Origin of the sequence: Streptomyces sp. 142MFCol3.1 (genome assembly GCF_000424945.1) — a bacterium.
GTDB lineage: Bacteria > Actinomycetota > Actinomycetes > Streptomycetales > Streptomycetaceae > Streptomyces > Streptomyces siamensis.
This window is the reverse complement of record NZ_AUKV01000008.1, coordinates 134,635-155,586: the sequence shown is the minus strand read 5'-3', so window position 1 is coordinate 155,586 and position 20,952 is coordinate 134,635. Positions and strand designations below refer to the sequence as shown.

Annotated in this window: 20 protein-coding genes and 1 riboswitch; of the genes, 7 read left to right on the top strand and 13 right to left on the bottom strand. The window is 73.0% G+C overall.

The genetic code is table 11. From position 1 onward, the window contains the following. Window positions 1–238: 238 nt before the first annotated feature. The 6 genes from H305_RS0113545 to H305_RS0113520 all read right to left on the bottom strand — a co-directional run bounded on the left by H305_RS0113545 (window position 239) and on the right by H305_RS0113520 (window position 6,821). A complete protein-coding gene (locus H305_RS0113545) occupies window positions 239–658 on the bottom strand; it encodes a transglycosylase SLT domain-containing protein (protein ID WP_028800873.1) in 420 nt (139 codons plus the stop codon). Window positions 659–1,034: 376 nt separating this feature from the next. Continuing rightward, complete coding sequence (locus H305_RS0113540) at window positions 1,035–1,880, bottom strand: ECF transporter S component (RefSeq protein WP_028800872.1); 846 nt, start codon at window positions 1,878–1,880, stop codon at window positions 1,035–1,037. Next, on the bottom strand, window positions 1,877–3,694 hold the full coding sequence (locus tag H305_RS0113535; protein WP_028800871.1) for an ABC transporter ATP-binding protein: 1,818 nt from the start codon (window positions 3,692–3,694) through the stop codon (window positions 1,877–1,879). Before H305_RS0113535 ends, H305_RS0113540 begins: the two co-directional genes overlap by 4 nt. Further along, window positions 3,691–4,935, bottom strand: coding sequence for an energy-coupling factor transporter transmembrane component T (locus H305_RS45705; RefSeq protein ID WP_199791395.1), 1,245 nt, complete (start codon window positions 4,933–4,935; stop codon window positions 3,691–3,693). Before H305_RS45705 ends, H305_RS0113535 begins: the two co-directional genes overlap by 4 nt. A 9-nt stretch (window positions 4,936–4,944) precedes the next feature. Beyond that, window positions 4,945–5,604 carry an SCO2322 family protein gene (locus H305_RS0113525; protein ID WP_028800870.1) on the bottom strand — a complete coding sequence of 220 codons (660 nt, stop codon included), beginning with the start codon at window positions 5,602–5,604 and terminating at the stop codon, window positions 4,945–4,947. Next, window positions 5,601–6,821: a prenyltransferase/squalene oxidase repeat-containing protein gene (locus tag H305_RS0113520; protein WP_028800869.1), complete on the bottom strand. Its 1,221-nt coding sequence runs from the start codon at window positions 6,819–6,821 to the stop codon at window positions 5,601–5,603. Before H305_RS0113520 ends, H305_RS0113525 begins: the two co-directional genes overlap by 4 nt. Before the next feature lie 130 nt (window positions 6,822–6,951). Then, a riboswitch (cobalamin riboswitch) is annotated at window positions 6,952–7,020 on the bottom strand. A 101-nt stretch (window positions 7,021–7,121) separates the two neighbouring features. Between H305_RS0113520 and H305_RS0113515 the strand changes: the two genes are divergently transcribed. Continuing rightward, window positions 7,122–7,784, top strand: a complete 663-nt coding sequence (locus H305_RS0113515; RefSeq protein WP_028800868.1) for a phosphotransferase — start codon at window positions 7,122–7,124, stop codon at window positions 7,782–7,784. On the opposite strand, the gene H305_RS0113510 is transcribed toward H305_RS0113515, so the two are convergent. Next, entirely contained in the window at window positions 7,778–8,926 is a 1,149-nt protein-coding gene (locus tag H305_RS0113510) for a serine hydrolase domain-containing protein (protein WP_028800867.1), read from the bottom strand. The two genes, H305_RS0113515 and H305_RS0113510, sit on opposite strands and share 7 nt — an antisense overlap. 182 nt (window positions 8,927–9,108) lie before the next feature. After that, on the bottom strand, window positions 9,109–10,149 hold the full coding sequence (locus H305_RS0113505; RefSeq protein WP_028800866.1) for an MBL fold metallo-hydrolase: 1,041 nt from the start codon (window positions 10,147–10,149) through the stop codon (window positions 9,109–9,111). 259 nt (window positions 10,150–10,408) lie between these two features. On the opposite strand from H305_RS0113505, the gene H305_RS0113500 reads away from it, so the two are divergent. Together H305_RS0113500 and H305_RS0113495 are read left to right on the top strand one after the other, a co-directional pair. Further along, on the top strand, window positions 10,409–11,866 hold the full coding sequence (locus tag H305_RS0113500) for an aldehyde dehydrogenase (protein ID WP_028800865.1): 1,458 nt from the start codon (window positions 10,409–10,411) through the stop codon (window positions 11,864–11,866). Between the two features lie 2 nt (window positions 11,867–11,868). Continuing rightward, on the top strand, window positions 11,869–12,102 hold the full coding sequence (locus H305_RS0113495) for a ferredoxin (protein ID WP_028800864.1): 234 nt from the start codon (window positions 11,869–11,871) through the stop codon (window positions 12,100–12,102). A gap of 256 nt (window positions 12,103–12,358) precedes the next feature. Here H305_RS0113495 and H305_RS0113490 read toward each other — a convergent pair whose 3' ends face one another. After that, the gene (locus H305_RS0113490) at window positions 12,359–13,024 is read right to left on the bottom strand and encodes a TetR family transcriptional regulator (RefSeq protein WP_028800863.1); all 666 of its coding nucleotides are present in this window, start codon (window positions 13,022–13,024) and stop codon (window positions 12,359–12,361) included. Window positions 13,025–13,275: 251 nt separating this feature from the next. Between H305_RS0113490 and H305_RS0113485 the strand changes: the two genes are divergently transcribed. From H305_RS0113485 to H305_RS0113475, 3 genes are read left to right on the top strand one after another with little or no spacing between them, the layout of a single operon-like run. Beyond that, on the top strand, window positions 13,276–14,775 hold the full coding sequence (locus H305_RS0113485; RefSeq protein ID WP_028800862.1) for a glycosyltransferase family 4 protein: 1,500 nt from the start codon (window positions 13,276–13,278) through the stop codon (window positions 14,773–14,775). Continuing rightward, the gene (locus H305_RS0113480; RefSeq protein WP_028800861.1) at window positions 14,769–15,512 is read left to right on the top strand and encodes a class I SAM-dependent methyltransferase; all 744 of its coding nucleotides are present in this window, start codon (window positions 14,769–14,771) and stop codon (window positions 15,510–15,512) included. The genes H305_RS0113485 and H305_RS0113480 overlap by 7 nt, the downstream gene beginning before the upstream one ends. After that, the gene (locus H305_RS0113475; RefSeq protein WP_028800860.1) at window positions 15,509–16,579 is read left to right on the top strand and encodes a prenyltransferase/squalene oxidase repeat-containing protein; all 1,071 of its coding nucleotides are present in this window, start codon (window positions 15,509–15,511) and stop codon (window positions 16,577–16,579) included. The genes H305_RS0113480 and H305_RS0113475 overlap by 4 nt, the downstream gene beginning before the upstream one ends. Window positions 16,580–16,657: 78 nt before the next feature. On the opposite strand, the gene H305_RS0113470 is transcribed toward H305_RS0113475, so the two are convergent. Continuing rightward, window positions 16,658–16,951: a hypothetical protein gene (locus H305_RS0113470; RefSeq protein ID WP_028800859.1), complete on the bottom strand. Its 294-nt coding sequence runs from the start codon at window positions 16,949–16,951 to the stop codon at window positions 16,658–16,660. Between the two features lie 160 nt (window positions 16,952–17,111). On the opposite strand from H305_RS0113470, the gene H305_RS0113465 reads away from it, so the two are divergent. Then, window positions 17,112–17,729 carry a hypothetical protein gene (locus H305_RS0113465; protein WP_028800858.1) on the top strand — a complete coding sequence of 206 codons (618 nt, stop codon included), beginning with the start codon at window positions 17,112–17,114 and terminating at the stop codon, window positions 17,727–17,729. Between the two features lie 68 nt (window positions 17,730–17,797). On the opposite strand, the gene H305_RS0113460 is transcribed toward H305_RS0113465, so the two are convergent. The 3 genes from H305_RS0113460 to H305_RS0113450 all read right to left on the bottom strand — a co-directional run bounded on the left by H305_RS0113460 (window position 17,798) and on the right by H305_RS0113450 (window position 20,880). Continuing rightward, window positions 17,798–18,808: an LLM class F420-dependent oxidoreductase gene (locus tag H305_RS0113460; RefSeq protein ID WP_028800857.1), complete on the bottom strand. Its 1,011-nt coding sequence runs from the start codon at window positions 18,806–18,808 to the stop codon at window positions 17,798–17,800. A 121-nt stretch (window positions 18,809–18,929) separates the two neighbouring features. Then, entirely contained in the window at window positions 18,930–19,739 is an 810-nt protein-coding gene (locus H305_RS0113455; RefSeq protein WP_028800856.1) for a DUF5336 domain-containing protein, read from the bottom strand. 172 nt (window positions 19,740–19,911) lie between these two features. After that, window positions 19,912–20,880, bottom strand: a complete 969-nt coding sequence (locus H305_RS0113450) for an N-acetylmuramoyl-L-alanine amidase (RefSeq protein ID WP_028800855.1) — start codon at window positions 20,878–20,880, stop codon at window positions 19,912–19,914. Window positions 20,881–20,952 lie beyond the last annotated feature (72 nt).

The following is a 20,952-nucleotide window of genomic DNA, read 5'->3' as shown; positions in this document are numbered from 1 at the left end:
GCCCGGCGCGCGTCCGTGGCGTCGACCCCATGAGCGATAACACGCGCGGGAACGCCAGATCCACACGAACACGCCGCCATCGGCGCACCGGCGGGCGATCGCCCGCCCGTGCGGCACCGCTGCTCCGTCGGCGGCCGGGGTCCGCGGGGCCGCCGGAGGTGGTGACGGCATGGCGAAGGCGGCGGCCCCGGGGATCGGGGACCGCCGCCTTCGCGTACGCGGGTGAGGCTCGGGCTGATCAGTACCAGCCGTTGGCCTGCCAGAAGCTCCAGGCGCCCACGGGGCTGCCGTAGCGGGAGTTCATGTAGTCCAGACCCCACTTGATCTGGGTCTTGGGGTTGGTCTTCCAGTCGGCGCCGGCGGACGCCATCTTCGAGCCGGGCAGGGCCTGGACCAGGCCGTACGCGCCGGAGGACGCGTTCGTGGCGCCGGCGTTCCAGCCGCTCTCGTGCTCGACGATCTTGCTGAAGGCGTTGAACTGCGCGGCGTCCGGGATCATCTGGTGCGCGATCGACCGAGCCGAGGAGGCGGAGGTGGGCGCGGCGGCCTGGGCGGGGGCCGCGGCCAGCACCATGCCGGTCGTGGCGGCGGCCACGGCGGCACCGGCGAGGGCCTTCTTCGGGGAGGCAACGGCACGGCGGATGAAGGAGACGGACACGGAGAACCTTTTTCTTCGGGGACATGGGGTCGCACGCTGTCCGTTGCCACGCGGTGCGCAGGTCCGGCATGCGTCGGCGCCGCGGCCCGGGTGGGCTCGTCGGCGCCTGGCGACGACTCCAGAGAAACAGGCTCGAAGCGTGTCCGCAATGACCCCTTTTACTAGTGGTGGTCGCATCCACGAAGAAAGTCCTTCGTGTGACCTGGCTCTCAAACCGCAGGTCAGGGCCCCTAATGACGTGGGCATGGCGTCCCTTTTGTCCTACTAACTCCGGTAGGATGTGACTTAGGCCCTGTGGGGTGCCTCACCCCGGAACTGGCACACGGTGCGCGACCGCCCGCACCCCGTCACCGGGCGGTGTGACCTGGGCCGCATCTCAGCGGGGTTCGAATGTGACCGGCGCCTCGAACGCGGCCCGGCGCGTGGCCCTGCGCAGCGCCCTGAGGAGCGTCGCGCCGAGCGTGAGGGTCAGGACGACCGTGACGACCGCCCGGCCCAGGTCCCAGCCGAGGGACGTGGCCAGGCAGTACGCCAGGAACCGGGCCAGGTTCCCGGGCAGGCCGCGGTCCGGGTCGTAGGCGATGTCCGAGCCCAGCGCGTCCATGAAGGGCCACCCGGCCAGATTCATGACCGTGCCGTACGCGAACGCGGCCAGGAACCCGTACGCCGCGAGCATCGCCAGCTCCGTACGTCCCCGCAGCCGGTCGGGGCCCGGCAGCAGGCCCGCGCCCATCGTGAACCAGCCCATCGACAGCATCTGGAACGGCATCCACGGGCCGACCCCGCCCGTGAGCAGCGCCGACGCGAACATCGTCACGGAGCCGAGCACGAACCCGAACCCCGGGCCGAGCACCCGCCCGCTCAGCACCATCAGGAAGAACATCGGCTCGACACCCGCGGTGCCCGCCCCGACCGGGCGCAGGGCCGCACCCGTCGCCGCCAGCACGCCGAGCATCGCCACGGCCTTCGGCCCGAGCCCCGACTCCGAGATCGTCGCGGCCACCACGGCGACCAGCAGCACCAGCAGCCCCGCGAACAGCCAGGGTGCGTCCTGCGCGTGCGCGCCGACCTGCGAACCGGGGCCCGCGATCAGCGGCCAGAGGAATCCGGCGGCACCGGTGGCGCTCACCAGGACGAGCGCTGCCACCGAGCGGGGCCCGAGGCGCACGGCCCGCGCCTGGCGCTGGAGCGGAGCGGGACGGGGAGCGGCGGGTCCGGTCACGACAGGGCCTCCCGGACCTGGGCGACGGTGAGCCAGGGCAGCGGGGCGAGCACCTTGCCGACCTGCGGCGCGAACGACGGCGAGGCCACGACGACCTCCGCGGTGGGGCCGTCCGCGACGACCTCGCCGTCCGCCAGGATGACGACACGGTGGGCGAGCTCCGCGGCCAGCTCCACGTCGTGCGTGGCCAGCACGATGGCGTGCCCCTCGGCCGCCAGGCCGCGCAGCACCGTCACCAGCCGGGCCTTCGCCGCGTAGTCCAGGCCGCGGGTCGGCTCGTCGAGGAGCAGCAGTGGAGGACGCGCCGTCAGGACGACGGCCAGCGCGAGCGCCAGCCGCTGCCCCTCCGACAGATCCCGGGGATGCGTGTCGTCCCCGATGCCCGGCAGCAGCTCCGACACCAGCGCCCGGCAGGTCCCGGCCGTGGCCCCGGCGTCGTCGTCGGCCGCGGCGCACTCGGCGGCCACCGTGTCCGCGTACAGCAGGTCCCTCGGCTCCTGAGGCACGAGACCCACCCGCCGTACGAGGTCGCGGGGCGCCGTGCGGTGCGGCACCGCCCCGCCGACCAGGACTGAACCGGCCGCGGGCGCGACGAGCCCGACCAGCGCCCCGAGCAGCGTGGACTTTCCCGCGCCGTTCCGGCCCATCAGGGCGATCGTCTCGCCGGGCGCGGCGGTCAGGCCGACCCGGCGCAGCGCCTCGATGCGACCGCGCCGCACGGCCAGCGACTCCACGACGGCCGGCCGATCCCCCGGAGACGCCGCCGGGGCGCCGGGGGCGCCGCGGCGCAGCAGCCGTGCCAGCGCGGAGACGGGCCGCACGCCCTGCGGCCCCGCCTCCCGCCGTCGTTGCGCTCCGGCCCTCCGGCCGGTCTCGTCGCGCCGTGCCGTCACGTCCGCCCGTCCGGCCTCGTCCTGCTGTGCCGTACCGCCCCGCCGTGCCGACCCGTCTCGCTGTGCCGGCGCACGCAGCTGTGCCGGGCCTGCGGCGCCCGGCGCCCGTGCGAGCCGCTCGCGCAGGTCCCCCGCGCTGCGCCGGGCGTCGCGGACCGTCAGCGGGAGCGGGGACCAGCCGGCCAGCCGGCCGAGCTCCACCACCGGCGGACACACCGGGGACACCGCCATCACCTCCGCGGGGGTGCCGAGGACCGGCGCCGCGCCCGGGGAGGGAAGGAGGACGAGCCGGTCCGCGTACTGCACGACGCGCTCCAGCCGGTGCTCGGCCATGAGCACCGTCGTACCGAGGTCGTGCACCAGGCGCTGGAGCACCGCGAGGACCTCCTCGGCGGCGGCCGGGTCCAGCGCCGACGTGGGTTCGTCGAGGACCAGGACGCTCGGGTGCGGGGTGAGGACCGAGCCGATGGCCACGCGTTGCTGCTGGCCGCCCGACAGGGTCGAGATCGGCCGGTCGCGCAGATCCGTCAGGGACAGCAGGTCGAGGGTCTCCTCCACCCGGCGGCGCATCACGTTCGGGGCGAGCCCCAGCGACTCCATGCCGTAGGCGAGTTCGTCCTCCACCGTGTCCGTCACGAAGTGGGACAGCGGGTCCTGGCCCACCGTGCCCACCACGTCCGCGAGTTCGCGTGGCTTGTGCGTGCGGGTGTCCCGCCCGGCGACGGTGACCCGGCCGCGCAGCGTGCCGCCCGTGAAGTGCGGGACGAGCCCGCTCACCGCGCCGAGCACCGTCGACTTGCCGACCCCGGACGGGCCCACCAGCAGCACCAGCTCACCCTCCGGCACCTCGAAGTCCACACCGCGCACGGTGGGCCCGGCCGCCCTCTCGTAGGTCACCGAGACGTCCTCGAAACGGATCATGGGGCTTCCTTGGGGATCGGAGCGACGAACGCGGGGAGAAGACCGAGCAGTACGGCCGCCGCCGGCCACAGCGGGAGGGCGGGGGCCACGAGCGGGACGACACCGGGACGCAGGGCCGCCGGATCGTACGAGGCCGCGGCGGTCATCAGCGCGGCCACCGCCACGCCCGAGCCCGCGACCAGCCAGGCCCGCACACCCCACTCGTCCGGCCGGTACCGGGTGCGTGGCGTGCGGCGTCCGCCCAGCCACAGCCCGCCGAGCGCGGCGGCAAGACCGGCCGCGAGGACCGGCAGGCCGTAGGTTCCCCCCTCGGCGGTCAGCAGACCGTACGTGCCCGCGCACACCCCGAGCAGACCGCCCAGCGTGAGCACGGCCGTGGTGCGGCGGACGCCGGACGGCACCCGCGCCGTGCGCCCGTAACCGCGTGCGTCCATGGCCGCCGCGAGAGCCACCGAACGCTCCAGCGCGCCCTCCAGGACCGGCAGTCCGACGTGCAGCAGACCGCGCAGACCGCGGTCGGCGCGGCCGCGCAGCCGCCGGGCCGCACGCAGCCGCTGTGCGTCCGCGATCAGGTTCGGCGCGAAGGTCAGCGCCACGACCACCGCCACACCCGTCTCGTACAGCGCCCCCGGCAGCGACTTCAGCAGCCGTGCGGGGTTGGCGAGCGCGTTCGCGGCACCCACGCAGATGAGCAGCGTGGCCAGCTTCAGACCGTCGTACAGCGCGAACACCAGCCCCTCCGCGGTGACCCGGCCGCCGATGCGGACGCCCTGCGCCCAGTCGGGCAGCGGTACTTCGGGGAGCGTGACGACGAGGTGCGTGCCGGGGATCGGCGAACCGAGGAACACGGCGAAGGCGAGCCGGATCCCGAGGACCGCCATCGCCAGCTTCACGAACGCGCCGTACGAACGGGCCCAGGGCGCCGAGGTGCGCCGGGCCGCGACGACGTATCCGGTCGTGCCGACGAGCAGGGCCAGCAGGAGAGGGTTGGTGGTGCGGGACGCCGCGGTGCCGAGCCCCAGGGCCCAGACCCACCAGGCCCCCGGATGCAGGGCGTTGGCGCGGTTCGCCTCCGGCGCGACGCCGCGGGGGCGCCGCGGGCCTCGGCCGGCGGTGGCGTCCGGCGTCGGTCCCCGCCCGTCACCGGGCTCCCGGCCCCGTTCGAACAGGGCCGACCAGCGCCCGGCCGGACGGCCGTCCGCGGCGGGCACCGCCGTCTCCTCGGTGTCGTTCCTCGTCATCTCGCCCGCTCAGCCCCGGCGTCGGCGCGCCTGCCAGACGGCCGCGCCGGCCAGGACCGCCACGGCACCCGCTCCCGCCAGCAGGCCCACCGACGGGCCGTCGTCCGACGGCTCGGAGCGGTCATCGGACCGGGCGGAACCGGCCCCGCCCCGCGCCGAGACCTGCTCGCCGCAGCCGGTGCGGGGGTAGCCGGAGATGGCGCACAGGAGGGCGTCGCCGCCGTAGCGCAGCGGCTTGGCGACCGACGCGAGGGCCTCCGCGGTCGTCGCGTCCGGGGCGACCCGGGCGCAGGCCGTGCGCGGCGCCGGCGGCGTCTCGCCCGACGGCGCGTCGGCGGGCACACCGAAGTCGACGACGAGCGCCACCCGCTTCCTGCCGGACTGCGCGGCCGTGGTTGCGCAGACGGACGCGAAGTCCTTGTCGCCGCGCGGCCGCACGGCGTTCTTCGAGTCCTCGCTCACCGCGAAGCGGAACCCCACGACATCACCGTCGGACGGCCGCGCGGTCGACGGCCCCTGCGTGGCGTACGCCCACTTCCCGCCGGTCAGCTCCCAGAAGGACCAGTAGCGGTAACCGACGGCCTGCGCCGGCGAGGTGCCGCCGAGCACCAAGGACAGCAGGGCCAGGCCGAGGGCCAGTACCGGCGCGGACGTCCGACGGCGTATCACAGCTGCTGCTTCTTGTTGCGGCCGCTGAGCAGGAAGCCGATGCCGATGCCGGCGACGAGGCCGACGCCGACGATCCACCACACGCCGAGACCCTTGTCGTCGTCCTTCTTCTCGTCCGCGGCGTCCGGGCGGCCGGCCGCGGACGCCGCCGGGCCGGTCCTGCCGAGCTGCGCGACGAGGTCCTGGCCGCCGAAGTGACGCGGGTCGGTGCCGGTGGCGTGCGCGGCGAAGATCAGCTGCGCGTACGCGGCGGGACCGGCCTTCGCCGCCCAGGCGCCGGACTCCTTCTCCAGCCAGGCGAGCGGCTCCTTCGTGTCCGCGGTCCGGCCCGCGGCGGCGAGCGCGACGACGGCGTCGGCGGTGTTGCCGTAGTCCGGCTGGTCCTTCGCGCCCGGCATCGCGGACAGCAGGTAGGGCTTGGCGTCCAGGCTTCCCGCGAGGTAGGACGCGCCGTTGGCGGCGGCCCCCTGCGGCGTCAGCCCGCCGGCGTCGCGGCAGGTGTCACCGCCGGAGGCCTTGCCCGCCGTCGTCACGAAGCCCTTGCCGAGCGATCCGACCACGCCCGCCGCCGAGGCGTCGGCGTTCGCCGCCAGCTTCCCCTTCTTGTCCGGCTGGAAGGCGAAGGCACCGCCGCCGTCCTCGCCGCACGGAACAGAAAGCTTCACCAGGGCGTCGTAGGGCGACCTGCCGTCCTTCACCACGTCGCCGGGGTGCTGCCCGGCCGCCGTGAGCGCGCCGATCACCACGGACGTCGAGTTGGCGTCGCTCGCGCCGCCCGCGGTGTAGCCCCAGCCGCCGTCCTTGTTCTGCACGGACTTCAGCCAGCCGACCGCCTTGCCCAGCTCGCCGTCGTGTCCGCCGAGCGCGGCGAGCGCCTGCACGGCGGCGGCCGTGTTGTTCGTGTCGACCATCGTCTTGGCGTCGCACTTCGCGCTCGCGTCGGCGCGGTACGGCGCGAACGCGCCCGTCGCGCACTGCTGCCCGGTCAGCCACTTGACCGCCTTCGCGGCCGGCTCGACGCCCGCGGTGTGCTGCGCGAGCAGCGCGAGCGACTGCCGCCACACCCCGTCGTACGTGGGGTCGGTGGAACCGAAGAGGCCGGACGGGACGGCCGGTGAAGGAGAAGGGGACGCGTCGGCGGCGAAGGCGGCCGGTGCGAAGGCCGCGCCGATCACGGCGGATGCGGCCAGTACCGCTGCGCTGCGGCGAACAATCATGACTCTCCCTGCGGGGAGCCGGGCAGCACCGGGCACGCTGAAGCATCCGGGCGGCTCCGGCCCCGTATGCCTCGACGGTGCCGGCCACCGGCGGGCTGCCGGTGGCACGAGCCGGTCACGTCCCGGGCGAGGCGATCCGGCTCACCGCCCTCGGGCGGTTCACGGTTGCGGGTCAGCGCCGGAATTGCACCGGCTTCCCCCCGTACGGGTGTGATGACGACGCGCTCACTCTACCGGCCCGTAGCAAGAGCCTGAGGGGCGCCTGTGACGGGCGCCGCCGGGGCCGCTAGGTTCGGCCCCATGCGAACGGGGAGACTGCTCGGCTCGGGGCGCTCGGCGGACGTCTACGAGGTCGACGAGGCCTGGGTGCTGCGCCGCGACCGGGAGGGCTGGGGCGACGCCACGGCCGAGGCCGCGGTGATGCAGCACGTGCACACGCACGGCTATCCGGTGCCCGCGATCCGCGCGGCGACCCGGACCGACCTCGTCATGGAGCGGCTGACCGGGCCGACCATGCTGGGGGCGTTCGGCGAGGGACTGCTGTCCCCCGAGGAGGCCGGCCTCATCCTCGCCCGGCTGCTGCGCAAACTGCACGCGGTGCCCGCCCGGCTCTCCGCCGATCCCGCCGTGCGCGTCCTCCACCTGGACCTGCACCCCGACAACGTGATGCTCACGCCCGACGGCCCGAAGGTCATCGACTGGGCCAACGCGGAGGAGGGGCCGCCCGGGCTGGACTGGGGCATGTCCGCGGTCATCCTCGCCCAGGTCGCGGTGGGCGGCGACGCCGTCGCCGGGGTGGCCCACGAGACGCTCGCCGCGATGCTCGACGCCAACGAGGACCGCGTGACGGACGACGGCCTCGCCGGAGCCAGGGCCCGGCGCGCCGCCAACCCGACGATGAGCACGCGCGAGGTCGAACTCCTCGGTGATGCCGAGGAGTTGATCCGCGAACTGCTTCACTGAGGGCCGTCGGCGGTTTGCCGCCAGAAGTCCCGCATCAGCGGAGTGGGTGTCGGATTCTCCATGGCGACCTGGGTGAGCAGCACGGCGACCGTGCCGGTGGACGGCACCAGGTGGGCGGTGGTGCCGGTGCCGCCGACCCAGCCGTAGCGGCCCGGCACGTTCCACGGGTCCAGGGGCGCGATGTCGACCTGACCGCCGTACCCCCAGCCCTGCCCTTCCAGGAACAGCGCGCCTTCCTCGCGCTGGGCGGGCGTGAGGTGGTCGGTGGTCATCCGCCGCACCGAGTCGGCGGACAGCACCCGGCGCCCGCCCGCCGTGCCGCCGTCGAGCAGCATCCGCGCGAAGGCCAGCCAGTCGTCGGCCGTGGAGACGAGCCCGCCGGCGCCGGAGGGGAAGGGGGCGACGCCGCTCCAGTGCCCGTCGGGTGTGTCGACGAGTTCGAGTCCGCCCCCGGCGGGCCGGTACGAGCTCGTGAACCGGTCCCGCTTCGCCGCCGGCACCTCGAAGGCCGTGTCCGTCATGCCGAGCGGCTCGAAGACCCGCTCGGCCAGGAACTCCGGCAGCGGCCGGCCGGCCGCCCGGGAGACCAGGACTCCCTGGAGGTCGGAGCTGGTGTTGTACAGCCAGGCCTCGCCCGGCTGGTGCAGCAGCGGGACGCGAGCCAGGCGCTCCAGCCACGCGTCCGGCGGAGGGAAGGCCTGCGGACTGCGGCCGTCCGCCGGCACCTCGAACAGCGCCTGGACCTGCGGCAGCGAGAAGTCGGAGGGGAAGCCCCAGCCCGGCCGGGAGGACAGCAGGTCCGCGACGGTGATGGGCCGCACGGCCGGGACCACGTCGTCGAGCGGTGACGACGGCGTCCGCACGACCGTCGGCTTCGCCAGCTCCGGGAGCCAGCCGTCGACCGGGTCGTCCGGCGCGATCACGCCGTCGTCGACGAGCGTCAGCACGGCGGCCGCCGTGATCGGCTTGGTGATCGAGGCGATGCGGAAGATCGAGTCCCGGGCCATCGGGGCGCTGCCCTCGACGTCCACGGAGCCCACGGCCCGGACCTCGACACGGTCGCCGCGGGCGACCAGGCCCACCGCTCCCGGCACCGTGCCGTCGTCGACGTACGCCTTCAGGAGATCGTGCAGGCCGCTCATCGCGTCACCTTCCGTACGGGGCGGGCACCGCTGCCCGCCGTCACCCCGTACGACTCCCGGCGCGCCGGGAACTCATCGCCGCACCGGCCCCGCATCTCCCGGACGTCCGCGCGGCGGGTCGTCGCCGCGTGTTCACGCACGGGTCGTCGCAACGTGCTCCCACGCGGGTCGCCGCCGCGCGGTCACACGGCGACGTACGTCACCGGGTCGCTGCCCGGCACGGCCTCCGCGCGGCCCAGTTTGACCAGGCGGCGCAGGTGCGCCTCCGCCTCCGAGATCGCGATGGTTCGCGAGCCGTAGGGGATCTGTTCCCAGGGGCGGTTCCACTCCATGCGCTCGGCGAGCTGCCAGGGGGTGAGGGGGGTGGTGAGGAGCGACAGCAGACCGGTGAGGCGTTCCTCGTGGTGGTCGAGCAGCTCCCGCACGCGGGCGGGAGCGTCGGCGAACGGGTGCTGGTGGGCCGGGAGCACCTCGGCGGGCTCCAGGCGGCCGATGCGTTCCAGGGAGTCGAGGTAGTCGCCGAGGGGGTCGGTGACGGTCGCGTCGTCCGGGTCCTCGTAGAGCCCGATGTGCGGGGTGATCCGCGGCAGCAGATGGTCGCCGGAGAACAGCCGTCCGCGGCCGGGCAGCCGGGCGGGGTGGGTCTCCTCCAGGTGGAGGCAGACGTGGCCGGGGGTGTGGCCCGGCGTCCACACGGCGCGCAGCCGGCGGCCGGGCAGGGGCAGCAGCTCGCCGGGGACGATCTCCCGGTCGGGCAGCGCGGGCGAGAAGCCGGGCAGGGTGCTGGGGCGGCGCGCGGACGTCCGCGTCCCGCGCAGCGGGGCGATGTGCTCCTCGGGCGCGCCCGAGGCCTCCAGCTTGGCCGCCATGTAGGCGAACCAGCGCTCGGGCCGGTTCTCCCGGGTCCGCCGGACGATGGCGGCGTCCGCGGCGTGCATCGCGATCCAGGCCCCGGACGCCTCGCGGACCTTGCCGGACAGTCCGTGGTGATCGGGGTGGTGATGGGTGATGACCACGCCCTGGACACCGGCGACGGAGGTGCCGCAGGCTGTGAGGCCCTCGGCGAGGGTGTCCCAGGAGCCGGGGTCGTCCCAGCCCGTGTCGATCAGGACGGGGCCGGCGTCGGTGTCGACGACGTACACCAGGGTGTGGCCGAGAGGGTTGTCCGGGATGGGCACCTTGATCGACCGTACGCCCCCGCCGTGATCGGTCACCTGCGTCATGCGCTTCCCACCCATCGCCGAGTTCTCGCCACTATAACTAGAACGGGTTCCAATGGGAGCCCAAGTCGACCGTTCCTCCGGGGCCGTGTGCCCGGCGGGTCGGATTCCGGCCGTTGTTCCCGAGGGGTTCCGGAGCGACCCCGTTCGCGCGAGGACCGCTCCCGGTGGTGCCGGGGCCGTGGACTGTGCCGACGGGAACTGGTATCAGTTCTCGTATCTGATGGATCGTCAGAGAACTTCCCCGGGGAGGCAGTCGGCCATGACCGAGCTCGTGGAACACGGACAGCTGTTCATCGGCGGGGAGTTGACGGACCCCCTGGGCCGGGACGTCATCGAGGTCGTCTCGCCGCACACCGAGGAGGTCATCGGACGGGTGCCGCACGCCTGTGCGCAGGACGTCGACCGGGCCGTCGCCGTGGCGCGCAAGGCGTTCGATGAAGGCCCGTGGCCGCGCATGGGTCTCGACGAGCGGATCCAGGTCGTCACCCGGATCAAGGACGCGATCGCCGTGCGTCACGAGGAGATCGCCCGTGTCATCTCCTCCGAGAACGGCTCCCCGTACTCCTGGAGCGTCCTCGCGCAGGCCCTCGGCGCGATGATGGTGTGGGACGCGGCGATCACCGTCGCGCGCGACTACCCGTACGAGCAGACGCGCGACGGGGTCCTCGGCAAGATCATGGTGCGCCGCGAACCGGTGGGCGTGGTGGCGGCCGTGGTGCCGTGGAACGTGCCGCAGTTCGTGGCGGCGGCCAAGCTCGCGCCCGCCCTGCTGACCGGCTGCACCGTGGTGCTGAAGCCGTCGCCCGAGTCGCCTCTGGACGCCTATCTGCTCGGGGAGATCGCCCGGGAGGCCGGGCTGCCGGAGGGCGTGCTGTCGATCCTCCCCGCCGACCGCGAGGTCAGCGAGTACCTGGTCGGACACCCCGGCATCGACAAGGTCTCCTTCACGGGCTCCGTCGCCGCGGGCAGGCGTGTCATGGAGGTCGCCTCCCGCAACCTCACCCGCGTGACCCTGGAGCTCGGCGGCAAGTCGGCGGCGGTCGTCCTGCCCGACGCGGACATCGGGACGTCGGTCCCCGGGATCGTCTCGGCCGCCTGGATGAACAACGGCCAGGCGTGTGTGGCCCAGACCCGCATCCTCGTCCCGCGCTCCCGCTACGACGAGTTCGCGGACGCCTTCGCCGCCGCCGCGAGCGCCCTGGTCGTCGGCGACCCGCTCGACCCGGCGACGCAGGTCGGCCCGCTGGTGGCCAGGCGCCAGCAGCAGCGCAACCTCGACTACATCCGCATCGGCCAGGAGGAAGGCGCCAAGATCCTCACCGGCGGCGGACGCCCGCACGGCGTCGACCGCGGCTGGTACGTGGAGCCGACCCTCTTCGGCGACGTCGACAACTCGATGCGCATCGCCCGCGAGGAGATCTTCGGCCCGGTGATCTGCCTGCTCCCGTACGGCGACGAGACCGAGGCCGTCAAGATCGCCAACGACTCCGACTACGGGCTCAGCGGCAGCGTCTGGACCGCCGACGTCGCCCACGGCATCGACGTGGCCCGCCGGGTCCGCACCGGCACCTACTCCGTGAACACCTTCAGCCTCGACATGCTCGGCCCGTTCGGCGGCTACAAGAACTCCGGCCTGGGGCGGGAGTTCGGACCCGAGGGGTACGGCGAGTTCCTGGAGCACAAGATGATCCACCTGCCGGCCGGCTGGGAGGCGTGAGCATGGGTGACCGCTGGCGGGTCGAGGTCGACCGCTCCGTCTGCATCGGCTCCGCCCAGTGCGTCCACCAGGCTCCCGACGCCTTCCGGCAGGACAGCGCCATGCAGTCGCATCCGGTCGATCCGGAGACCGATGCCAACGAGAGGATCCTCGGGGCGGCGGAGGGCTGCCCCGTGGAGGCCATCATGATCACGGTGCTGGGGACCGGGGAACCGGTCTTTCCGCCAGAAGACTGAAAAAAATCCGTTCTGGGGTATTTCATTTCGCCGTGGGTGTTCTATCCTGGTATTGGCCTACGGGACGAGTGAGGGAGTTCGACCGGAGTAGCCGACTCGGGCGAGACGCTTCGGCATCCGCCGGGGCCGACGTCGACGGACGGGCTGAGAGGCCGGAAGGCAGCAGCAGGGCCGGAAGGCGACCCCCAATACCTGATCCGGGCAATGCCGGCGAAGGGAACCCGTCTCGTAGGTTCTTCGCGCGCCCGTGGGCGCCTCAGCGGCCCTCGTCCGGTGTCGTGAGGTCGATCAGCCGGCACACCGTCTCGATGTCTATCTTGACCTGGGCGATCGAGGCGCGGCCGGACAGCCAGGTGATCAGCGCCGAGTGCCAGGTGTGCTCGATGACGCGGACGGCCGAGAGCTGTGCCGGAGTGGGATCGTCGAGTCCCATCGCGTCCAGGATGATCACCGTGGTCTGCCGGGAGACCTGGTCGACCTCGGGGCTGACGCTGCGGTCCGCGAAGGTGAGCGCGCGGACCATGGCGTCGGCGAGGTGCGGCTCGCGCTGGAGCGCACGGAACGCCCGCATCAGTGTCTCCGCCACCCGCTCCGCCGCGGTGTCCCCGGCCGGCGGCTTCTTGCGCAGGGTGCCGTGCATGTGCTCCAGCTGGTCCTGCATCGTCGCGACCAGCAGATGGACCTTCGACGGGAAGTACCGGTACAGCGTGCCCAGGGCGACCTGGGAGGACTCCGCGACCTCGCGCATCTGCACGGCGTCGAAGCCGCCCCGGCTCGCCAGTTGCGCGCTCGCGTGCAGGATCCGGCGGCGGCGCGCCTCCTGCCGCTCGGTGAGCGGGGGCGAGGCCGGCTGGGGGGCGTGCGCGGGGGAGCGCGACGCCTGTCGCGTGTTCTTCGAGTCCGCCTTGGCTTCCGCAGGCATGGGTCCGTTCCGTGACATCAGCGAGAGGGAGCGACGAGTCAGCATGGCAGGGCCTTCGCCGCGGTGCGAGCCGGCCGACCCCGTCGTGCGGTCATGGCGTCGGCCGTGGCGTGAATCACCTGATCCACCCCTCACAGCGGCGCTACCTGCCGGTAGATTCAGTCCTCCTTGAACGATCAAGTCTGAAACTTGTTCTAGATTAGCGTCCCGGCGTAATCTCGCGGGAAAGTGCAGAAAGAAGGGGGCCGGAAGTGACCGCTGAGGCCATGGAGGCGGGCCCCGGGGAGGGTGCGGCCGCCGACGCGGACCCCTCCCTGAGCGGGCGCGGCCGAGGGCCCGGGGAGGACCGGCCCCTGCGCATCGCGCTCCTCACCTACAAGGGAAACCCGTTCTGCGGCGGTCAGGGCGTCTACGTACGGCACCTCTCGCGCGAACTCGCCCGGCTCGGCCACACGGTCGAGGTCATCGGCTCCCAGCCCTACCCCGTCCTCGACGAGGGCGAGGGGCTCGCCGGGCTCTCCCTCACCGAGCTGCCCAGCCTCGACCTGTACCGCCAGCCCGACCCCTTTCGCACCCCCGGACGCGACGAGTACCGCGACTGGATCGACGCGCTGGAGGTCGGCACCATGTGGACGGGCGGCTTCCCCGAGCCGCTGACGTTCTCGTTGCGCGCCCGCCGTCATCTGCGCGCCCGACGCGGCGAGTTCGACGTCATCCACGACAACCAGACCCTCGGCTACGGCCTGCTGGGCGACGTGGGCGCACCGCTCGTCACCACGATCCACCACCCCATCACCGTCGACCGGCAGCTCGAACTCGACGCCGCCGAGGGCTGGCAGCGGCGCGCCTCCGTCCGCCGCTGGTACGCGTTCACGCGCATGCAGAAGCGCGTCGCGCGCCGTCTGCCGTCCGTGCTCACCGTCTCCGGCACCTCCCGCCGGGAGATCGTCGACCATCTCCGCGTGCGCGACAGCCGCGTCCACGTGGTCCACATCGGCGCCGACACCGACCTTTTCTCGCCGGATCCCGCGGTCCGTCAGGTGCCCGGCCGGATCGTGACGACGTCCAGCGCGGACGTGCCGCTCAAGGGGCTCGTCTTCCTCGTCGAGGCCCTCGCCAAGGTGCGCACCGAGCACCCCGGCGCGCACCTCGTCGTCGTCGGCAAACGCTCCGAGGACGGGCCCGTCGCGCAGGCCATCGAGCGCTACGGACTCGAAGGCGCCGTCGAGTTCGTCAAGGGCATCTCCGACGCCGAGCTCGTCGACCTCGTCCGCTCCGCCGAAGTCGCCTGCGTGCCTTCGCTGTACGAGGGGTTCTCGCTGCCGGCCGCCGAGGCGATGGCCACCGGTACGCCGTTGGTGGCCACCACCGGAGGAGCGATCCCCGAGGTCGCCGGACCCGACGGGGAGACCTGCCTCGCGGTGCCGCCCGGCGACGCCGGCGCGCTGGCCGCCGCACTGAACCGGCTCCTGGGCGACCCCGGACTGCGGGCGCGTCTCGGCACCGCGGGACGCGCACGCGTCCTGGAGCGGTTCACCTGGGCCAGGGCCGCACAGGGCACGGTGGCCCACTACCGCGAGGCGATGGCCCGCTCGGCGGGCCGGACCTCTGTCGGTCCGGCGGCCCCGGACCGCTCCGCGCCCGGCGCGGGCCGCCCGGCCGCCGCGTCCTCCCGTCCCCAGGCGGCGCCCGCGCAGGACGCCGACGAAGAAGTAGTTGTCGCCAACCGCGAAAGCAGGGCCACGTGCTGACCGTCGACTTCTCCCGGTTCCCGCTCGCCCCGGGCGACCGTGTCCTGGACCTCGGCTGCGGTGCCGGCCGGCACGCGTTCGAGTGCTACCGGCGCGGCGCCCAGGTCGTCGCGCTGGACCAGAACGCCGACGAGATCCGCGAGGTCGCCAAGTGGTTCGCGGCGATGAAGGAGGCCGGTGAGGCACCCGCCGGTGCCACCGCCACGGCCATGGAGGGCGACGCGCTCGCACTGCCCTTCCCCGACGAGTCCTTCGACGTCGTCATCATCTCCGAGGTGATGGAGCACATCCCCGACGACAAGGGCGTCCTCGCCGAGATGGTGCGGGTCCTCAAGCCGGGCGGCCGGATCGCCGTCACCGTCCCGCGCTACGGCCCGGAGAAGGTCTGCTGGAAGCTGTCCGACGCGTACCACGAGGTCGAGGGCGGCCACATCCGTATCTACAAGGCGGACGAGCTGCTGGCCAAGATCCGGGAAGCCGGACTGCGGCCGTACGGCACGCATCACGCGCACGCGCTGCACTCGCCGTACTGGTGGCTGAAGTGCGCGTTCGGCGTCGACAACGACAAGGCGCTGCCCGTGCGGGCGTACCACAAGCTGCTCGTCTGGGACATCATGAAGAAGCCGCTGGCCACCCGCGTCGCCGAGCAGGCGCTGAACCCGCTGATCGGCAAGAGCTTCGTGGCCTACGCGACCAAGCCGCACCTGCCGCACCTCTCCGAGGCGGACGCCACGTGACCACCCCCCGGACAGAACACCTCGTCCTGCCCGGGGTCCTCACCGCCGAGCAGGCTGCCGCCACCGTGCGCGGAATCCTCGCGGTGCAGCGCCCGGACGGCGCCATACCGTGGTTCCGCGGTCACCACCTCGACCCGTGGGACCACACCGAGGCGGCCATGGCACTGGACGCGGCCGGCGAGCACGAGGCGGCCGAGCGGGCGTACGCGTGGCTGGTCCGGCACCAGAACGAGGACGGCTCCTGGTACGCGGCCTACGCCGACGGGGACGCCGCCGACGTCACCGACCGCGGGCGCGAGACGAACTTCTGCGCCTACCTCGCGGTCGGCGTCTGGCACCACTACCTCGCCACCGGTGACGACACGTTCCTGGACCGCATGTGGCCGGCCGTTTACGCGGCCGTGGAGTTCGTGCTGCGCCTCCAGCAGCCCGGCGGCCAGATCGGCTGGAAGCGCGAGGACGACGGCACTCCTGTCGACGACGCGCTGCTGACCGGGAGTTCGTCGATCCACCACGCCCTGCGCTGCGCGCTCGCCATCGCCGAACAGCGCGAAGAGCCGCAGCCCGACTGGGAGTTGGCGGTGGGCGCGCTGCGCCACGCGATCCGCCGGCACCCGGAGCGGTTCCTCGACAAGGACCGCTACTCGATGGACTGGTACTACCCGGTGCTCGGCGGTGCGCTGACGGGCGCGGAGGCCAAGTCCCGTATCGAGGAGGGCTGGGACCGTTTCGTGGTCCCCGGCTTCGGTGTCCGCTGTGTGGTCCCCAACCCGTGGGTGACGGGGGGAGAATCGGCCGAACTCGCCCTGGCCCTGTGGGCCGTGGGCGAATCCGACCGCGCGCTGGACATCCTTCAGTCCATCCAGCACCTGCGCGATCCGAAGACCGGCCTGTACTGGACGGGTTACGTCTTCGAGGACCAGGTGATCTGGCCCGAGGAACTCACCACATGGACCGCCGGGTCGCTGCTCCTGGCCGTCGCCGCGCTCGGCGGCGACGAGCCCACCTGCGCCGTCTTCGGCGGGGAGCGCCTGCCGACGGGCCTGGACCCCGACTGCTGCGTCTGACCGCCGTCACGCAGCCGCCCCGGCCGTCCCGCCGGGAGCGGCTGCCGTCCGTCGGCCGTCGCGTGCCGGGCCCCGCCGTCAGTGCCGGTGCATGCGGTTGGCGATCGCGTGCCCTATGAACAGGTACACGACGGCCGCCAGGCCGTAACCGGCGACGACCCGTGCCCACGCCTCGTCGAAGGTGAACAGGTCACGGGACCAGCCCGCCAGCCAGCCGGCCACGTCGTGGACGAACTGCACCAGATCGTTGGCGCGGTTGGCGTCCAGCAGATACATCAGGATCCAGAGACCGAGGATGACGGCCATCACGTCCGCGACGATCGCGATGACCGTCCCCGCCTGGTTGGAACCGTTGCGATATCGAGGGGACATGTCCTGCGGGTTGCCGCGCAGTCGTGTATGAAACCTGAACCGATTCGCCCAAGTGGCGCAACGTCCCGCGCGGGGTGACGCTGGCGGGGAGAGCCGTGTTCTCCCATGACCGGGGAGGACCACTGGACCAGGGAGCACCGCTCCTGCCCCGGAGGACCCCGTGCCTGTACCGATACGGCGCCTCGTCGTGGCGCTCACCCTCAGCTGTGCCCTGATCGCGGGCGGCACCGCGTGCACCAGCGGCGCGAACGCCAAAGGCGCCAGGGTAGCGATTCCCGCGGCCGCCACCGCGACCCCGTCGACGCCCGCCGGCACCCCGACCCCGTCGGCGTCCGGCAAGACGCCGAGCCCGTCGGCCACCGCGCAGAAACAGAAGCTCGCCAAGACGCGGTTCGTGGCGAACGCGGGCCTCGCGGCCGGCGCCACGTACCAGTGGATCTACAAGCCCTGGAAGGCGGGCAAGTTCAAGAAGGGCGCCAACGGCCGCAAGTTCACCCTCATCAAGGCCGGCCTCGCGGGCGCGTTCGCCTACAACCGGCTGAAGGCCGCCCTGAAGAACGCCCAGGGCGACCCCACGCTCTCCAAGGCCGTCGCCCCGCTCGCCGCGGGCGTCGAGTCGCTGAAGGACCTGCCCGCCAAGCTCCGCAAGGGCGACTCCACAGACGCCGTCGCGAACACCTTCAACGACATCATCAACCAGGTGAAGGGCGCCGGAAAGAGCGCGGGCGCCGAGGTCAAGAACCAGGTCCCGTCCGGCTCGCAGCTCACGGGCGGCTGAGCCCCACCGTCCCCCGCGTCCGGTGGCCGGGCGTCCCGCGCCCGGCCACCGGACAGTCCTGCGCGCCGTCAGGCGTTCAGGTCCGCGAGCACCCGGAGCGTGTGCCGGTCCGGTGACAGGACGAGCAGGTCGGTCACCGGGCCCTTGCGCCAAGACTCCAGGCGCTCCGCGATGCGTTCGCGGGGACCGACGAGGGAGATCTCGTCCGCGAAGGCGTCGGGGACGGCCATGACGGCCTCCTCCCGGCGCCCTTCGAGGAACAGCCGCTGAATCCTGCGCGCCTCCTCCTCGTACCCCATGCGCGCCATCAGGTCGGCGTGGAAGTTGCGGGCCGCGTGTCCCATCCCGCCGATGTAGAAGCCGAGCATCGCCTTGACGGGCAGCAGCCCCTCGGCGATGTCGTCGCAGACGTGGGCGCGGGCCATGGGGGCGACGAGGAAGCCGTCCCGCAGCCCGTCCAGCGACGCCTCGTACGCCTGGGGGCGCGTCGGCGCCCAGTACAGCGGCAGCCAGCCGTCCGCGATCCGTGTGGTCTGCGCGACGTTCTTCGGCCCCTCCGCGCCGAGCAGCACGGGCAGGTCGGCGCGCAGCGGGTGCGTGATCGGCTTCAGGGCCTTGCCGAGGCCGGTCCCGTCGGGCCCGCGGTAGGGGTGGGCGTGGAAGCGTCCGTCCAGCTCGACGGGCCCTTCGCGGCGGAGCACCTGCCGGACGACGTCGACGTACTCCCGGGTGGCGGTGAGCGGCGACTTCGGGAACGGACGTCCGTACCAGCCCTCGACGACCTGTGGTCCCGACAGACCGAGACCGAGCATCATGCGCCCGCCGGAGAGGTGGTCGAGGGTGAGCGCGTGCATCGCGGTGGTGGTGGGGGAACGGGCCGCCATCTGGGCGACGGCGGTGCCGAGCCGGATGCGGGAGGTGTGCGCGGCGATCCAGGTGAGCGGGGTGAAGGCGTCGGAGCCCCAGGACTCGGCGGTCCACACCGAGTGGTAGCCGAGCCGCTCGGCCTCCCGGGCGAGCGGCACATGGTCCGCGGACGGGCCGCGGCCCCAGTAGCCGAGTGCGAGTCCGAGCCGCATGTCGCCTCCAGAACACAGGATCTGACGATTCGTCAGCAAAGGTTCCGCGCCTGCGACTGTACGACAACGGCCCCCCGCCGTGAAGGGCGAGGGGCCGTGATCCGGTGTACGGGTGCGGGGTTCAGCCGCGCTGGATCCCCGTGGTGTCCTGAAGGACACCACGACGGCCGTCCTGTGTCTGCGCCACCAGGGTGGCACCGCGCTGTTCGACGGCCAGGTACCAGGTGCCCGGCGCCAGCTCGGCGATCGGCGTCTGCGAACCGTCCTCGCCGAACAGCGGACGCGCCACCGGCACGGCGAACCAGAACGGCGAGAAGTCCGAGGCGGCCGGCTGCTGCGACGGGGCGGGCTGCTGCTGCGACGGACCGCCGAACGGCGCGCCCTGCGGCTGGCCGCCGTAGGGCTGCTGCCCCGGCTGCTGGGCGCCCGGGTAGCCGTAACCACCCTGCGGCTGCCCCCCGTACGGCTGCGGCGCGGCCGGACGCGGAGCGCCGACGAGGGCCGCCTTGAGGGCGGGGACGAGGGGGGTGGCGATGGCGGCACCGGCCAGCACGAGCGCGGCGAGCAGGCCGAGGATCAGGCCCGAACCCGTGTCGACGTCCGAGCTGCCGAAGGTGTCGCTGAAGGCACCCAGCGGGTCGAGGATGGTCCAGAACGAGGTCCACGCGGCGAAGATCGTCAGGGCCACCCCGAGCTGGCCGAGGTCCAGGCCGATGATCTTCCGCGGCTGCGGGAGCGCCCGGGCGACGACGATGAGGGCCGCACCGATGATGCCGGCGACGTACATGCTCATCACGAGGCCCAGGTTGTCCCAGGCGTTGGGAACGTCGCTGCCGCGGCCGTCGAACGTGTCGAGGAACGACGCGATGAACAGCAACACCGCTGCTCCGATCACCACGCCGTCGCCTCTAGTGAGGGAGCGGATATTCACTTCAGGTCCTTCGTCAGTCGTCTCGTCATCGGTGGAGGCGTCGCTGTCACCGTGTCGCCGTCATGGTGTCGCCGTCGGGCCTCGGTGTGAAGCGCGGGGGTGGCCCCTCATCGTAGGGACGACACTATCGCCCGTCCGATCTGGGTGTCCGCCGGGTTCCGTCCGCCGATCACTACCCGCGCAGGAAACTCACGATTCCCTCAGAGATCCCACGCGCCGCCTTCTGCCGCCACGCACCGCTGGTCAGCAGCGCCGCGTCCTTGCTATCGCGCATGTTGCCGCACTCGATGAACACCTTGGGAACCGTTGACAGATTGAGACCGCCGAGATCCTTACGCGTCACCAGACCGGTACCGTCACCGATGTAGTTGGAGGGCGCGCTGCCCGTCTCGCGGACGAACAGGCCGGCGATGCGCTCGCCCAGGTCGCGCGAAGGGGCGGCGATCGGGCGGGTGTCCGCGCTGCCCGCGTGCACCGCGGCCGGCAGGATCACATGGAATCCGCGGTTGCCGGCCGCCGATCCGTCCGCGTGGATGGAGACGGCCGCGTCGGCGCGCGCCTCGTTGCCGATCCGGGCCCGCTCGTCGACACAGGGACCCCAGGAGCGGTTCCCGTCCTGGGTGAACTTCACCGTGGCGCCCTGCTGTTCGAGGATCGTCCGCATCCGGCGGGCCACGTCGAGGGTGAACTTCGCCTCCGTGTAACCCGCGTTGGTCGACGTGCCGGTGGTGTCGCACTCCTTGCGGTTCGTGCCGATGTCCACCTGGCGGTTGATCTCGGACGGATGCCGGAAGTTGCCCGCGTTGTGCCCGGGGTCGATGACGACGACCTTGCCCTTGAGGGGGCCGGAGGCGGCGGGCCGGGACGTGGAGGGCTTCGCGGCCGGGGACGACGCGGCCGGCGGACTCGCCTTGCCGTCGGCCGTCGGGGACGCGGACGCCTCGGGGGAAGCGGACGAGGGCGCGGCCGTCGAGGCCCCGGCAGCCTTGCCGGAACCGCCTCCCGAGTCGTCGCCCACCGCCTGCCACACCAGCCATCCGGCCAGCGCGCCCGGCACGAGCGCGGCGAGTGCGACGGTGAGCGGTCCGCGCCGGGGACGGCGCGGCTGGGGCGGATCGAAGTCAGGGCCTACGTACGACACGCCTGCCACCCTAGCGGCCGTCCACGGTCTCCATGGCGGACATGGCTGCTGTCGGCTCCCTGCGGGCCGGCG